The organism is Melioribacteraceae bacterium 4301-Me (assembly GCA_041538185.1).
Classification (GTDB): domain Bacteria; phylum Bacteroidota; class Ignavibacteria; order Ignavibacteriales; family Melioribacteraceae; genus Pyranulibacter; species Pyranulibacter aquaticus.
The window spans coordinates 97,669-112,929 of the sequence record JBGORM010000007.1; the positions used below are offsets into that span (position 1 = coordinate 97,669).

Genomic DNA, 15,261 nt, shown 5'->3' on the forward strand with positions numbered 1-15,261 from the left:
TATTAAATTTTCTGGAATAGTAAATGAAAAAAGTAAAACGTATTGGCATTTTAACTGGTGGTGGTGATTGTCCTGGACTAAACGCAGTAATTAGAGGTGTAACAAAACCTGCCCACGACCACGGATTAACAGTACTTGGCATACTAGATGGATTTGAAGGATTGGTAGAAGGTAAAGCAATGGAATTATATAATAAAGATGTTTCCGGCATTCTTGCTACTGGTGGAACTATTTTAGGTTCTTCAAATAAGGGTGACCCATTCCATTGGCCGGAAGAATTTGATGGGAAAATCAAAATTATTGATCGCTCGAAAGATGCTCTTAAAAATTATGAAGCTTGGGGACTTGATGTGTTAATAGCAATTGGCGGTGATGGAACGATGCACATTACTCATCAACTTTCTCAAATGGGAATAAATGTAGTTGGAGTTCCTAAAACTATCGATAATGATTTAGAAGCCACCGACCAAACATTTGGGCATGATTCTGCTGTATTTGTAGTTTCCGAAGCACTTGACAGATTGCATACTACAGCCTCTTCACATCATCGTGTAATGGTAATTGAGGTGATGGGAAGATATGCAGGTTGGATTGCCCTTCATGGCGGATTAGCCGGAGGAGCAGATATAATTTTAATTCCAGAAATCCCATTTGATTGGGAATTTGTTTATGATAAAGTGATTCAAAGAAATATGATGGGTAAAAGATTTAGTTTAGTTTGTGTTGCAGAGGGTGCAAAACCAAAAGATGGAAATATAGTTATAAAAGGAAAAGACCCTAAACGTACTGATCCAGTCCAACTTGGTGGAATAGGAGAGTTGGTTTCAAGAAAAATTTCTGAAAATACAGGTTTAGAAACACGATACGCTGTTTTGGGTCATTTGCAACGGGGAGGCAGTCCTACTCCATTTGACAGAATTTTAGCCACGAAATTTGGGACTAGTGCAATTGAGTTAGCCATAAAAAAACAATTTGGTAAAATGGTGGCATTAAGAGGATGGGAAATAAAAAGTGTTAAAATTGAAGATGCTATTTCGCGTCAAAAACTTGTTAAAGCAACTGACCAAGCTGTCTTAGCAGCTCATGCAGTCGGAGTAAGTTTTGGCACGGAAAAATTATAGAACGCTTGTTTGGATTCACTAATATTGCTAATTTAGTCCGCCTTAATTGATAATTGTTCATTGCAAATTGTTAATTAATTCCCGGGGTCGTAGTTCAGTTGGTTAGAACGCCTGCCTGTCACGCAGGAGGTCGCGAGTTCGAGTCTCGTCGGCCCCGCAGAATAAAGAGCCTGATTTAGAAATCAGGTTTTTTATTTCATTGAGTAAGTTAAAGAGTCACGCAGGAGGTCGTCCCGCCGAAGGCGGGAAGTCTCGTCGGCCCCGCTCGATAGCCTTGTAAGTAAAGAATTTACAGGGCTTTTTTAGTTTAAAGGAAAATCAACTGAAGTAGAAACTGAAGTAGTTTGATGATAATTCATCACTTCGTGGAATGCATCTACAGCCTCTGTAAGATCACTGCTGTTCAAAATAAATTACAAATGATTATACATTAATCAAAAGCAAGCTAGGTTGGACAGATTTTTCTTTTTTCAAATTTAATCCCCTAGTTAAAAATAAATTTGTTTGTAAGTTTTTCGGCTCAAACTTATCTCTTGGTTCAAATGGATTATGCAGCCATTCATTAAGACTTATTTTGTTAAATAAATTTATTTGCAGAAAAGCTATCAAATTAGATAAACTCCAGGGGAATTTTGCTATTTCCTTAAGAAACTTTAGAATAAGCAATGTTATCAAAGCTGTCCAAACTTGCCTGATGCAAGCAGGTTTGAATCCAAATAGTATTCTCATTAGTTCCAATAAAAGACTTAATTTTCAAGTGATTTTTTAATTGCTTAATGAATATTTCTATCTATGAAGTGGTTGATTCCCAATAAAATTTGTTGGGTTAGACATTACAACCAAAAAGGCTGATTAATAAAGTGTTAGATGAAGAAGCAAAAAGGAGATAAGGGAAAGAAGTGTGAAATTTGTTTGTGAATATATTATGTTGTACTGAAGTTTAAATTCTACTTGTTATTGATAGTCTGGGGGACAGGTGAAAGGTCTTACCGTTACACACTTAAAAAATATCTTTTGAAGTATTTATGCTAATTAAATATATAATATGTTTTATGGTGTTGTTATTTCTATTTAATAGTTGTAATGAAAATCCAACTCAACCAGTGTCTGCAGAACAGTTTTATCCACTTAAGGTTGGCAATAAATGGTACTATAAATATTATCATACAAATGGGGATACGATAAAATATGATTATTCTGATAGTGAGTATGAACTATATCGAGAAGTAATTGGGGTGAAAAAAATAAACGGGAAAAATTACTCAATAATGGAATCGAAGAATAGTAATCCTTTACTTGTAAATCATTCTGATACGACATATCTAAGAACAGATAGATATAAACTATACTTTGCTTATAAAGATGCAACAACAAACCAATATATTGAGAGAATGTTTGCTGATTTTAGTCTAGAAAAAGCAGATACATTTCATATTGTTAAAGATGCATATGAATGGGTAGTAACAGTTAAAGAGAAGACAACAAATATTATAAAATTTCATTATGAAATACCAAATGCAGCTGATGAGGAATATGAAGAAACATATGTTAAAAATGTTGGTCTTAAAAGTTCTTATTCTACAGACTGGCATATGGGGATAATGTTAGTTAATTACGAGCTAAAATAAATAGATAAAATATATAACCAGTAAATCGATCTAATCACAGAACAAATGCGTTTTAGTGATAAGTTTTTGTTTGGTAACTTAATTAGAACTTGCGGTTTGACATTGTTAAGTATTTAATAATGATCAGCAAACAATACTTACAATTAAAATTAAGCATTGTTTTCATGATTCTTTAGCTTGAGCAAGTAAGTTCTACTTTGTCGTTATGGTTGTCTAATTACTCGGGGTAGTTTGAAAAGTTGAGAATAACAATTGAGTAATAGCAGAACAATACAAATAAACAGAAATTTGATAAGATATAAAAAGAAGGACATGAAGAATTTACTATCACATTTGGGAAAAAGCTAAGGAAAAAGCGAGAGGTAGAAACAGTATTTGGAGATATAAAACATAATCAACTATTTAAGAGATTTTATTTAAGGGGTATTGAAAAAGTTAATGCAGAATTAGGATTAGTAGCTATGTCACATAACATTAAAAAGCTGAGACTGATGATCAACTGGACATACTGACAATCATTTATAGTAACTAACCACGAAGTGGTGACTTCTCATTTCATCGTTTTTATAAAGTATTTTTGATAGCGATGCTGCCATTAAAACATTTTCCTCTATGAAATTCTAATAATTAAGCTTATCTTAAGCTTGGGAAATGATTTTTATTTGTCTAAATCAAATTAATAAGGTGACTAAATAATTAAATCCTTCCCACTAAACACAAACCCGAAAGTTTTTATTTACTGCTTATAGAGAAATAAGCTTCAGTGTTTTTATTAATTATTGACATTTCTTTATGAGAATTCTCAATTCTTTGAATGCATTTACTCAGTAAACAAAAATTATTTTGGGAAAAACAAACACATAATTTTAAGGAGTATTAGATGAACATTTACATTGGCAATCTTTCACCTCAAGTAACTGACCAAGAGTTAAAAGACCTTTTTAATGAATATGGTTTAACTCAGAACGTAAAAATAATACGAGATATTTTTACTGGCGATTCCAAAGGTTTTGGTTTCGTTGAGATGAATGATAAATCAGCTGCATTAAAAGCTATTGAGGCATTGAATGCTAAAGAATTAAAGGGTAAAAAGATTGTAGTCAACGAAGCTCGCCCTAAAAATGATAAAAAACGCGGTGGCGGTAGAGGAGGTAACTATGGCAGTAATAAAAGACGATGGTAATTTTAGTTAATTTTCTCACCATTAAAAATTATTACCCTTTTAAAAAAATAGATATTATTTTTAGACCGTCACTCTAAATTATTTCTATAATAATATTTCCACACTACTTGCAATCCCGCCTTGTGCGGGATTTTTTATATATATGAACTTAATGGGAATCAGCTGAAATTGTGAGTTAACTAAATGACAAAATTTGTATTAAACATAGTTCTGATAAAAAAGAAGATTTTAATAGTTAGAGAAATCGAACTAAAATAATATTCTTCCGTCTAATGTTGTAAAATGATTTGTTGAATGATAAAATTACTTTTGTGGTTAATTCTGTTAATAACCTGTTGGCCCTTAGCTTTGTTTATTTTACTGCTTTATCCAATAGTTTGGCTGATTGTTTTGCCTTTTAGAATTGTTGGAATAACGGTCGAATTTCTTTTTGATATAATTAGAACTCTTATTAAACTTCCCTTTAAAATGCTTCAGAAGTAAATACTCATCTTTTAACACAAAGACAAGATGAAACAGAATTTGAAAAAGTCATTAAATAAGTTTATACTTCAAGTAAGATAAATAAAAAAAAGAGTCTTAGGAAAAATGAGAGAGTCACTGCCATTCTTAATCGATTTAATGGATGATGAATCCCAAGAAGTAAAAGAAGAAGTATTAAAAGCATTTAATAATTATGGATTCAATTTAGAGAGCGATATAAAAGAATTTTCTGATTTGTTAGATCAAGAAAAAATGGAAATTCTAATGCCAATTATTTTTATGAACCGCTTTATATGGCTTAAACAAAATTGGAATAGTTGGTTTTCAATCTTTGATGATTATCAAAAGTTAGAAACAGCAATGGCTCTTTTAACTAAATTTTTATATGGACTTGATTATAAAGTAGACTTATCACATTTACTTGATGAATTAGCTGAAGAGTTTATGAATAAATATCCGTATGGAAATGAATTGGATCTTTCTTATTTCTTGTTCCACTTAAAAAATATTAAAGGCGAAAAAGAAAATTATTACAATCCTCTTAATAGCAGTTTAGTTTATGCAATAAATAACAAACGAGGTATACCCATTACTTTGTGTATGCTTTATATGTTGGTCGGTGACAGAGCAGGTTTTCACATAGAAGGTTGTAACTTTCCTGGCCATTTTCTAAGTAAAATAGTGCAAGATGATGAAATATTATTTGTAGATTGTTACAACGATGGTAGGGTAATCTACGAAAGTGAATTAGAGTCGTTAAAAATTCAAAGTGGAAGGCGATTTGTAAATTTAACAGATAGCAGCACTTCTCCAGAAGTTATTATTCGGAGGGTACTAAATAATCTTCTCAGTGCATTTAAAAAAAATGATGATATAAATAACTCAATGCATATTCAAAAAATAATTGAACTAACACCTACTGATTCAGATAAAGAAAAGTATTCACTTATTTAACTAATTGAGTTTTGTTTTGAGAAAATGATAGAAAGTTTTACAAATGACTATAAATAGAAGGAAGCCTAACAAACTTATCAATGAAAAAAGTCCCTACCTTCTGCAACATGCTTATAACCCTGTAAATTGGTTCCCATGGTCATCTGAAGCATTTGAAATAGCTGAAAAAGAAAACAAACCAATATTTCTTTCAATTGGTTATTCAACATGCCATTGGTGCCATGTAATGGAAAAAGAGTCTTTCGAAGATGAGGAGATTGCTGATATTCTCAATAAAAATTTTATTTCGGTTAAAGTCGATAGAGAAGAGCGACCCGATATAGATAATATTTATATGACTGTATGTCAGATGATTACTGGCAGTGGCGGCTGGCCGCTTTCGATATTTATGACTTCTGATAAAAAGCCTTTCTTTGCTGGTACTTACTTTCCTAAGGAAGATAAATACGGTAGAATCGGCTTTAAAAATTTACTTGTAAATATTATTAAAGCATGGCAGGAAAAAAAAGAAGAAATAGAACTAAGTGCTAATGAAATTACAAGTTATTTAAAGCAATCATTTGAACAAAATACTTTTGGTTTACTGGACGAAAAGGTTTTTCATCAAGCGTTTCAATATTTTGAAAAGAAATTTGATAATGAATACGGTGGATTTGGCAGCGCACCTAAATTTCCGTCACCGCATAATCTAATGTTTCTATTAAGATATTATTATAAATATAAAAATGAAGCTGCCTTAGTAATGGTGGAAAAAACTTTAACGCAAATGCGTCTCGGCGGGATTTTTGATCAGATAGGCTACGGATTCCATAGATATTCAACTGATAGGAAATGGTTAATTCCACATTTCGAAAAAATGCTTTATGACCAGGCTTTACTTATTCATGCTTATGCTGAGATTTTTCAGCTAACTAAAAATAATTTCTATAAAAAAGTAGTTGACGAAATTGTTGATTACGTTGCAAGAGATATGTCATCTATAGATGGTGGATTTTTTTCTGCTGAAGATGCAGATAGTGAGGGAGTTGAAGGTAAATTTTATTTGTGGACAAAAAATGAGATCATTGAAACTTTAGGTAAAGAACAAGGCGAATTTTTTTCAAGGTTATTAAATGTTGAACTTGACGGCAACTTTTGCGATGAAATATCAAAGCAAAATAACGGTAAAAATATTTTGCACTTGAAAAATGTTGATGAATTTCTCGCCAATGAAATTCCTATTAATGAACTAAGAAAAAAATTGTTTGAACAACGCAATCAGAGAATCAAGCCACATAAAGATGATAAAATATTAACAGATTGGAATGGATTAATGATTTCTGCGCTTGCTAAAGCCAGCAGGGTTTTCAATAGAAACGAATATATGAGTTATGCCCTTAAATCAGCTGATTTTGTTATTGATAATCTAATGGATAATAATGGTAATTTATATCACCGTTATAGGCAAGGTGAAAAAAGTATTGCCGGAAACCTTGATGATTATGCATTTTTTATTTGGGGATTACTAGAAATTTTTGCCTCATCCTTTGAACCAAGTTATGTGAAGACGGCTATTAAATTAATTGATTTGACTATTGAAAAATTTTGGGATTCTGAAAATGGCGGTTTTTTCTTTACCGAATTAAATAACGATATATTAGTAAGAACTAAAGAAATTTATGATGGTGCTATACCTTCAGGAAATGCTGTAATGATGCAAAACTTGATTAAAGTCTCTAGAATTGCTGGCGAAAATAAGTACGAAGAAATAGCACAAAAAGCGCTAAACAGCTTTGCTGCGTTAATTAATAATTCTCCCCATGCTTTCACTCAATCACTTATAGCATTAAAATTATTAATCAGCACTTCTTACGAAATTGTAATTGTAAACGAATCAGGCAATAATGAATCTTATAAAAAGCTGTTTGAAACTTTTTTGCCTAATATCATAATTATTGAATTGAATAGGACTAACAAACAGGAATTGGCCAACAGTTTTGAATTTTTTAAGAACTTTAAAAGCACAAATGATAAACCCACATTTTACTTATGTGAAAATTATCAATGTCAGCAACCCACAAATGATATAGAAATAATATATCATAAACTTGGAATAAAAAATTCAAGTTGAACAAATGAAATTAAATCCACATTATAAAGACCGTAACAAGATGAAAGCTTTTCCAATAATAATATTGAATTAACCGCTCTGCAGATACCGCTGATGAAAAAACCCGCTGTAATAGACATCACAATATATTGACACGTATTTATAACTTTATTATTATCTTTGATAGTAAAAAGATTATTAGCAGCAAATGAACAGCTTGAATCAGAAGAATAAATATTTTTGGGGCAGCTTTAAGAATGTTTTGTTTCTTTTTTTGTTTGTAACAATCCTTCTGTCAGTAGCCGGAGTTTATTACTACAACACTCAAAAAACAAAAATTATTAATGACAGGTTCGAGTATTTAAAGTCAATCTCAGATTTTAGATTGGTGCAATTAAACGAATGGCTTAAAAAAAATTACTCTGAACTTGAAGTTTTAAAAAACAGTAACATGCTGATCAGCACTAATCGTCGAAATTTTTTGACAAGTAATAACATAGATGCCTATAAGAAATTGTTCGATGTTTTGAAATCAAATTATAATTATAATGCTATCAGTTTGCTTGACAATAATTTTAACGAAATTATTTCGACGTCTAATTCAAATATAACTTCAGAGGATTCATTACTTGGAAAAGCATCATTAGATTCAAACAAAATAATTTTTTCCGATGCCAATTTGCAAACATCACAACAAAATGAAATAAAATTTTATGTACCGTTAAAAGAAAATTATTCCTCCCCAAAATCTGCCGTTTTAATTATAAGTTACTTTCCGCGTGAGATTTTCAATCCAATTCTAAACAATTATTTTGATAGGTCTCCTACAATGGAAACACTTTTAGTTAAGCCTTACGGTGACAGTGTTTTTTATTTGAACAATCTTAGATTTGCTTCAGGTAAAAATACTGACGCGAAAAACAGCAGAAGGGCTTTAATACAAACTAAAGAAATAAAAGGGCGGAATAGTTTTTTTGATGGGATTGATTATAAAAACGATGAGGTAATTGCTAGAATTAAGAAAGTACCGGCTACTGTTTGGTTTCTTATAACAAAAATAAATAAATCTGAATTTTATGAACCTGCCAACCGATTAGCTGAGTTGGTCTTCTTGACGGTATTTTCTTTATCTCTTCTGTTTGCAGTGATTTTAGTATTTCTGTGGAGAAAGAATATTGCTGCTAATATAAAAAAGGCTTACCAAGCAGAAATCGAAAAATATAAAGTAGAAAACCGATTACAGTCCGTAATAAATGAAGTAAAAGATATAGCAATTTTTATTATTGATAATCATGGGAAAGTTACTTCTTGGAATGAAGGGGCAAAAAAAATTAAAGGCTATTCAGAGGATGAAATTATAGGCAAACATTTCTCTGTTTTTTATTCAAAGGAAGACTTGATGACTAATAAGCCGAATAGAGTTCTTCAAGATGCTCTTCTTAATGGTCATGCACGCCATGAAGGGTGGATAGTTAGAAAAGACGGTAGCACTTTTTGGGCAAATACTGTAATTACTTCATTAGTCGATGAAAAAGGTGAAACTTACGGTTTCTTGAATATTACACATGATTTAACAGAAAAACGAAAAGCTGAAGAAGAAATTATAAGGTCACGTGATTTCTATTTGAAGCTGCTCAACGATTTTCCAAATCCAGTCTGGCGTTCCGATACACAAGGAAAGTTTAACTATTGTAATAAGGCATGGCTTAATTTTACCGGCCGCCAAATTGAAATGGAAATAGGTGATGGTTGGTTGGAAAATGTGTTTATTGAAGATAAAGAAAAATTGTTAAGGGATTACTCAGATTCCTTTAATAAGCAAAAAAGTTTTGTAACAGAATTCAGGCTTAAAACTTCAAGCGGTGAATACAAATGGGTATTAGCTTTTGGAATTCCGTATTATGACCTGGAAAATAAATTTTTGGGATACATTGGCTCTTGCTACGATATTGATGATAGAAAAAAATATGAAGAAACAATAAATACATTACTGATTATTAGTGAAAAATTATACTCGTCTTTAGAAGTGGATCAAATTTCAGATTCATTAATAACGGAATCCTTAAAATTAATTGATGCTGAAGGTGGTTTTGCAGCCGTAAAAAATGATAGTGAGTTTGTTGCAAAGAGGTATTATTATTTGGATCACTGGGAATATTTAGATTCTAAATGGTCAGTAGATAATCCTTATTTGCAAAAATTTGTTAAAGAAAAAGACAGCTATATTTCTAATAATCTTTCACATGAACATTTGTTGAGTCGAGATTTAGTCTTTAAATATAAAGTAAGAAATGTACTGACAACACCATTGTATGACTCAGCCGGTGAATTAATCGGATTTTTTGAACTTCACAATAAGAAAAAGAATAAAACGTTTACGATTGAAGATGTAAATCTTTTGCGGGGAGTTGCACGAAATGCCTCAATTTCAATTTCAAAATCTCTTGTTTATGAAAAGCTAAGAAAAACTGAGCACAGATTACGAAATTCTGAATCAGAATTGAGAAAATTGGCTGCTCAAATTCAATATGCCAGAGAAACAGAGAGGCAGCATATAGCACGGGAAATTCATGATGAACTAGGTCAGTTGCTTACAGGAATTAATCTTAATATTTCTCTTCTTACTGAAATGCTCGAACAGCATGAAAGACCAACTACTAATGAAATTTTAACAGAATTATATTCAGTGCAAGATTTTGTAAACAAAGGTATTCAAACTGTTAAAGACATTTCAAGCAGTTTGCGACCTTATGTATTGGATCATTTAGGTCTTATTCCAGCTGTAGCAGAATATTGCAGAGAAATTGAGAGAGTTAGTAATGTTAAATGTAATTTTGTCTCAGATTTTGACACGCTAAGTTTTAATGATGAAGAAAATCTAGCGATATTTCGTATAATTCAAGAGGCTTTAACTAATGTGGTAAGACATGCAGAAGCTACTAAAATTAACATCAGTGTTTCTGAAATTGGAGAAAACTTAGAAATAAAAATATCTGATAATGGAAAGGGCATGAATTTTAACGATGAATTACAAGTTGACTCAATGGGAATTTTAGGTATGAAAGAAAGAGCAATCTTTCTTGGTGGCAAATTAAATATTGAAAGCACTAAAGAGAAAGGAACTAAAGTCCAACTTATATTACCACTTAAACAAAAGGAAAGAAAATTATGAACATTGTAATAACAGACGATCATGAGATAATTAGAGAAGGACTTAAAAAAATTTTTGCAAAATATAGTGATTTGAACATTGTGGCTGAAGCGTCTGATGTTAAAGAACTTGCAATAGCTCTACAAAATAATCCGACTGATTTAATAATATTGGATGTTTCATTACCTTCGAAAAGCGGATTAGATTTTATAAAAGATATAAGACAAAAATTCCCTGAAATTAAAATTCTTGTTTTTTCAATCTTCCCAGAGGAAAAATTTGCTAAAAGAGCAATTGACATGGGTGCGGACGGTTATTTAAGTAAAAATGCAAAACCAAGCGAAATTATTAGTGCTATAAGAAAAATTGAAAGCGGCGGTAAATATATTAAATCTGAATTGCTAGAAAAGATTTTTTTATATTCACCTAAAAACAATACAGAAAAAGCTCATGAAATTCTTTCTGATAGAGAATTTGAAGTACTTAGGCTCTTAGCTAAAGGCAATAAATTAACACAAATTGCAGAACTGCTTGGGCTAAGTGTTAATACAATTGCCTCATACAAAAGTAGAATTCAAGAAAAATTAAATATAAAATCAACAGCTGAATTGATTAGATATGCAATCGATAATGATTTAGTGGAGAAGTATTAGTCTGTTTTTTATAATAAAATTTTTTTATGCCAACCAAAAGTACTCACAGATTCGTAATAAATTACACGCTTACCCTTGTCATTTAGAATTACTTTAAAATAAGCTCAAATTTTCGATTAATAACAGTATTAAAAAAAGTGCTTTTGTTATCAGTGTCATTATAATAAGGCTATAGATAAAGTGAAAGTATATTTTTCTTAGAGCTATAATGTAGCTTGCATGTAGTAAAACTGACCACATTATTTTCCAATAAATTGCTACATATAATTTCATCTCGGTTAATTAATTTATCGCCAGCATAAATCATTTTATAAAGATGACAATATTAATTGTAGACGGTCACGATGTACTTAGAGAGAAACTAATCCAATATCTTGAACTAAAAAGTTACTTTGCAAAAGTATTTGATGCGGATTCCGTTAGCAAAGCAAAAATAATTATACAAAAAGAAAAGATAGACATTGTTATACTTGATATTCAGTTGCCGGATAGTTCGGGTTTAGATTTAGTAAAGTTTTGTCAAAAATGGTTCTACAAACCTGTCATTATCCTTTGCTCTAACTATGCATTGCCTCAATACATAAATGTTTATGATAAATTTTCTGTTGATTATTTTTTTAATAAATTTTCTCAATTAGTCGAGTTGAAAAATCTTATTAAACAGTTAGCAAGGAATGAAATAATTGATAAGGGGTTATCAGAAAAATTAAAGTCAAATTAATAATAAGGTTTTAAAATGAAAAAATGTATTGTTGTTTCTTTGCAGCTAATTGTAATATCATTTAAGTCAAAGATTAAAAGGTTAATTAAATACAAGAAGTTCCCTAATTCAGAAAATAATTCACTTAATTGGGAAGTAGCAGGCATCTCCTTTGCTGCAGGGGGGACGGAAGGAGATGCCACAGCTATTGAAAAAGTTACTTTAATAACACCTGATAGTTCTGCAATAATAATTGATGATCCTAACGCTTACTTTTTTGATGCGGGTAAAGATAAAGATGAAAAATTTGGTAAGGAAGTAAAGAATAAAAATTTGGACGGTATTTATTTAGATTCAAATGCTTGGTTTAAACTGTTGCATCATAAATGGCGGGAAATATATACATGGTTTGGCAAGTATCAAAAAGTTAAACTTACGGTAGAAATTTTTAACATTTTGGAAGAGTCGGATATTTTAACTTTGACTTAAGGAGCCTCTATGAATAGCCGTTTCAAGACAAAAGTAAGATTTAACTTTATATCTTCAACACAAGAAGGAACCTTTAAAAAAATATATAAAACATTTTTATATACAGATTCGTTTGGAGGTAAAATCATGCAGTAATTAATGCGTTGGCTTGTTATTCGATTTATGAAACAGATAGTCTTTTCGAAGAAAAAATTTTGGGAATTCCATACAAAATTCAATAATTAACGTAGGAGGCAATATGCAGCTGATAAACAAAATGTCTTTAAAAAACTTACTCTTGCCTGTTTTGTCAATAGCTTTGATATTTATGTTTACAAATATTAAGGCTGACTCTTCAGTAGAACTGAAAGGTTCTATTCAAGTAAAGTCGGATTCAAGTATTACTGTAAATAATGTAGAAATTTTAGTAACAGCTTCAACTAAATTCGAGGGTGAAGAACATAGTAATTTAACATTCGATTCTCTTAGAGTTGGCGATTTTGTGGAAGTGGAAGCAGAAATAAATTTCAACGGTAAACTTGTCGCATCTTCGATCCATTTAATTAACTCACACGTAATTACTTATATAGAAATTGAAGGCAAGATCACATCCATAACATCGAATTCAATATTTGTAAATGAAACGGAAGTGTTTGTTGACTTAAATACAGTAATATCAACTCAGTTTCACTCGGCTATCAAATTCACCGACCTAAAAGTAAATGACAATGTCAAGGTTAAGGCAATTCAGAAAAATGATGGAACTTACTTGGCCATATCTATAAAAGTGGAGACTGAAAATTCTCGGCGCGAGGTAGAAGTAGAAGGTAAAATTGAGGCTTTGTCTGATAGTTCATTAACAGTAAATGGTACTGTCTTTTTGGTAACAAATGGTACAATTATAATGTCTGAGAAGCATGGCATAATTGCATTTAGTAATTTGATAATTGGCGAGAATGTAAGTGTACGTGGGTTTTTAAAAGAGGATTCAACATATACAGCAATTTTAATAAAAGTTGAAGACGAAAAACTTACAACAACAGAACTTGAACTACACGGTAAAGTTACTGCTGTTGACTCGAATAGTCTTACTGTTAATAACATTTTGTGTTTTGTTGATTCAAGTACTGTTATCTTTACACACAATGGGAACCTGTTAAATTTATCCGATATTAAAATTGGTGTTGTTGTTGAAGTAAAAGCTGTTTTGCAGAACGATGGGACCTATAAAGCACAACGGATTAAGTTATTAAACGAAATGGAGGACGATAAGGAAATTGAAATAGAGGGTGTTATTAATGCCACAACTGTAAATAGTATTACAATAGGCGGGTATGAAATTTTTATTAATGATTCAACTAGAATTTATTCGGAAACAGGTTTGAAATTATCGATTACTGATTTAATAGTGGGTACCAATGTAAAAGTACATGCTTATTTGCAAATGGGAGTGTATTATGCATCTAAGATAAAAGTGAAAGAGCATAATAAAACCGAAATCAAAATAACAGGTGCTGTAGACAAAATTGAAGGCAATACAATTACAGTAAAAGGAGTAACTTTTATAACGGATGAAAAGACTGAGTTTTTAAGTAGTGATCGCACACGAATAACCTTAAATGATTTGAAAGCCGGTCAAATTGTAAGTATTAGAGCAATTATTCAGAATGATGGTGCTAAATATGCTTTTCAGGTTAAAATAGATAGTTATTGGCATTCTGCAGTAATTGTAGAGGGACCAATTGATAGTTTGAGCGCTAATTCAATTAGTGTTGCAGGCAGAACTTTTTTCGTTGATTCTTTAACTGTTGTATTAGCCAGCGAAAGCGGAAAAATTGATTTTTCAAATCTTGTAATAGGACAAAAAGTTGAGATCAAAGGAACTTTCGATTCAAATGGTATACTGAAAGCAAGATTAATTAAAGTTCATGAAAACAATGAGTACGAGGTATATGGCACAATTGATTCAGTTGGCACTTCTTTTATTGTTGTTGCAAATTTAACCATAAATGTTAACCAAAATACAGTTTATTATAATGAATTTGATAACCTTGTTACTTTTGACAGCTTGATGGTTGGTCAAGTTGTAGAGGTTAATTATATGAAGATTAACACTAATGAAAATCTTGCTACTAAAATTGAGATAGAAAAACAACCTAACTCATTTGAATTTTCTGGTGTAGTTGTATCTCATTCAACAAATAAAATTGATTTTTCAGCACTGTCTTTGTCGTACAACAGCAGTACAGTTTTTATCAATTCTTTATATCAACCAATTTCTTCTTCTGAAATAAATATGGGTCAATCCCTTTACGTTTGGGCAGCTGAAACTCAAAATGGTACAATTCAAGCACTGCAAGTACAAGTCTTAGGTGAAGTTACGTCTGTCAATCAAGGTGTGGGTAATCAAATTCCAACGACGTTTGAGCTTTTCCAGAATTATCCTAACCCGTTCAATCCATCTACAATTATCAGCTTTCGATTGTCGGTTGGCAGTTTTGTAACGTTGAAAGTTTATGACATTCTTGGAAGAGAAATTTCAACTTTGATAAATGAATATAAACCTGCTGGAGAATACAAAGTAAGATTTAATGCGGCAAGTTTGCCCACAGGCGTTTACCTTTACAAACTTAATGCCGGTACTCAAACTTCTGTAAGAAAGATGTTGCTACTTAAGTAAAAAAATACTTTTCACTGTTAACAATTAAAGGGGATTTCATCATTTCGAAAGTTGAAATCCCTTTCTGTTAAAGTAAACCTCAAAAGTTTGTTGCTAATGAAAAATTTGTAGTAAATGAAATTTTTTTAACACTTTTTCATTTTGTGCATTG

12 protein-coding genes and 1 tRNA gene are annotated in these 15,261 nt (G+C 31.2%); 12 read left to right on the forward strand and 1 reads right to left on the reverse strand.

The features are described 5' to 3' along the window. The first annotated feature begins 23 nt into the window (after nucleotides 1–23). Nucleotides 24–1,121, forward strand: a complete 1,098-nt coding sequence (locus ABRY23_12095; GenBank protein ID MFA3783793.1) for a 6-phosphofructokinase — start codon at nucleotides 24–26, stop codon at nucleotides 1,119–1,121. 83 nt (nucleotides 1,122–1,204) lie between these two features. Then, nucleotides 1,205–1,278: transfer RNA gene (locus ABRY23_12100), tRNA-Asp, on the forward strand. 266 nt (nucleotides 1,279–1,544) lie between these two features. On the opposite strand, the gene ABRY23_12105 is transcribed toward ABRY23_12100, so the two are convergent. Beyond that, complete coding sequence (locus ABRY23_12105) at nucleotides 1,545–1,850, reverse strand: hypothetical protein (GenBank protein ID MFA3783794.1); 306 nt, start codon at nucleotides 1,848–1,850, stop codon at nucleotides 1,545–1,547. Nucleotides 1,851–2,146: 296 nt separating this feature from the next. Between ABRY23_12105 and ABRY23_12110 the strand changes: the two genes are divergently transcribed. The 10 genes from ABRY23_12110 (at nucleotide 2,147) to ABRY23_12155 (ending at nucleotide 15,110) form a co-directional block, all read left to right on the forward strand. After that, nucleotides 2,147–2,749: a hypothetical protein gene (locus ABRY23_12110; GenBank protein ID MFA3783795.1), complete on the forward strand. Its 603-nt coding sequence runs from the start codon at nucleotides 2,147–2,149 to the stop codon at nucleotides 2,747–2,749. A gap of 326 nt (nucleotides 2,750–3,075) precedes the next feature. Further along, nucleotides 3,076–3,261 carry a transposase gene (locus tag ABRY23_12115; GenBank protein MFA3783796.1) on the forward strand — a complete coding sequence of 62 codons (186 nt, stop codon included), beginning with the start codon at nucleotides 3,076–3,078 and terminating at the stop codon, nucleotides 3,259–3,261. Nucleotides 3,262–3,629: 368 nt separating this feature from the next. Then, entirely contained in the window at nucleotides 3,630–3,932 is a 303-nt protein-coding gene (locus tag ABRY23_12120) for an RNA recognition motif domain-containing protein (protein ID MFA3783797.1), read from the forward strand. Nucleotides 3,933–4,520: 588 nt separating this feature from the next. After that, nucleotides 4,521–5,369 carry a transglutaminase-like domain-containing protein gene (locus ABRY23_12125; protein ID MFA3783798.1) on the forward strand — a complete coding sequence of 283 codons (849 nt, stop codon included), beginning with the start codon at nucleotides 4,521–4,523 and terminating at the stop codon, nucleotides 5,367–5,369. A 43-nt stretch (nucleotides 5,370–5,412) separates the two neighbouring features. Then, nucleotides 5,413–7,479 (forward strand): thioredoxin domain-containing protein, encoded by a 2,067-nt coding sequence (locus tag ABRY23_12130; protein MFA3783799.1) that lies wholly within the window; start codon nucleotides 5,413–5,415, stop codon nucleotides 7,477–7,479. Between the two features lie 187 nt (nucleotides 7,480–7,666). Continuing rightward, nucleotides 7,667–10,630: a PAS domain S-box protein gene (locus ABRY23_12135; GenBank protein MFA3783800.1), complete on the forward strand. Its 2,964-nt coding sequence runs from the start codon at nucleotides 7,667–7,669 to the stop codon at nucleotides 10,628–10,630. After that, nucleotides 10,627–11,262: a response regulator gene (locus tag ABRY23_12140; GenBank protein MFA3783801.1), complete on the forward strand. Its 636-nt coding sequence runs from the start codon at nucleotides 10,627–10,629 to the stop codon at nucleotides 11,260–11,262. The genes ABRY23_12135 and ABRY23_12140 overlap by 4 nt, the downstream gene beginning before the upstream one ends. A 316-nt stretch (nucleotides 11,263–11,578) precedes the next feature. Next, complete coding sequence (locus ABRY23_12145) at nucleotides 11,579–11,983, forward strand: response regulator (protein MFA3783802.1); 405 nt, start codon at nucleotides 11,579–11,581, stop codon at nucleotides 11,981–11,983. Between the two features lie 15 nt (nucleotides 11,984–11,998). Continuing rightward, complete coding sequence (locus ABRY23_12150) at nucleotides 11,999–12,451, forward strand: hypothetical protein (protein ID MFA3783803.1); 453 nt, start codon at nucleotides 11,999–12,001, stop codon at nucleotides 12,449–12,451. 238 nt (nucleotides 12,452–12,689) lie between these two features. Continuing rightward, nucleotides 12,690–15,110: a DUF5666 domain-containing protein gene (locus ABRY23_12155; GenBank protein MFA3783804.1), complete on the forward strand. Its 2,421-nt coding sequence runs from the start codon at nucleotides 12,690–12,692 to the stop codon at nucleotides 15,108–15,110. Nucleotides 15,111–15,261: the final 151 nt, after the last annotated feature.

Coding starts and splice junctions, on each gene's coding strand:
- ABRY23_12095 (MFA3783793.1), top strand. CDS start 24: ATGAAAAAAGTAAAACGTATTGGCATTTTAACTGGTGGTGGTGATTGT.
- ABRY23_12105 (MFA3783794.1), bottom strand. CDS start 1,850: ATGAGAATACTATTTGGATTCAAACCTGCTTGCATCAGGCAAGTTTGG.
- ABRY23_12110 (MFA3783795.1), top strand. CDS start 2,147: ATGCTAATTAAATATATAATATGTTTTATGGTGTTGTTATTTCTATTT.
- ABRY23_12120 (MFA3783797.1), top strand. CDS start 3,630: ATGAACATTTACATTGGCAATCTTTCACCTCAAGTAACTGACCAAGAG.
- ABRY23_12125 (MFA3783798.1), top strand. CDS start 4,521: ATGAGAGAGTCACTGCCATTCTTAATCGATTTAATGGATGATGAATCC.
- ABRY23_12130 (MFA3783799.1), top strand. CDS start 5,413: ATGACTATAAATAGAAGGAAGCCTAACAAACTTATCAATGAAAAAAGT.
- ABRY23_12135 (MFA3783800.1), top strand. CDS start 7,667: ATGAACAGCTTGAATCAGAAGAATAAATATTTTTGGGGCAGCTTTAAG.
- ABRY23_12140 (MFA3783801.1), top strand. CDS start 10,627: ATGAACATTGTAATAACAGACGATCATGAGATAATTAGAGAAGGACTT.
- ABRY23_12145 (MFA3783802.1), top strand. CDS start 11,579: ATGACAATATTAATTGTAGACGGTCACGATGTACTTAGAGAGAAACTA.
- ABRY23_12150 (MFA3783803.1), top strand. CDS start 11,999: ATGAAAAAATGTATTGTTGTTTCTTTGCAGCTAATTGTAATATCATTT.
- ABRY23_12155 (MFA3783804.1), top strand. CDS start 12,690: ATGCAGCTGATAAACAAAATGTCTTTAAAAAACTTACTCTTGCCTGTT.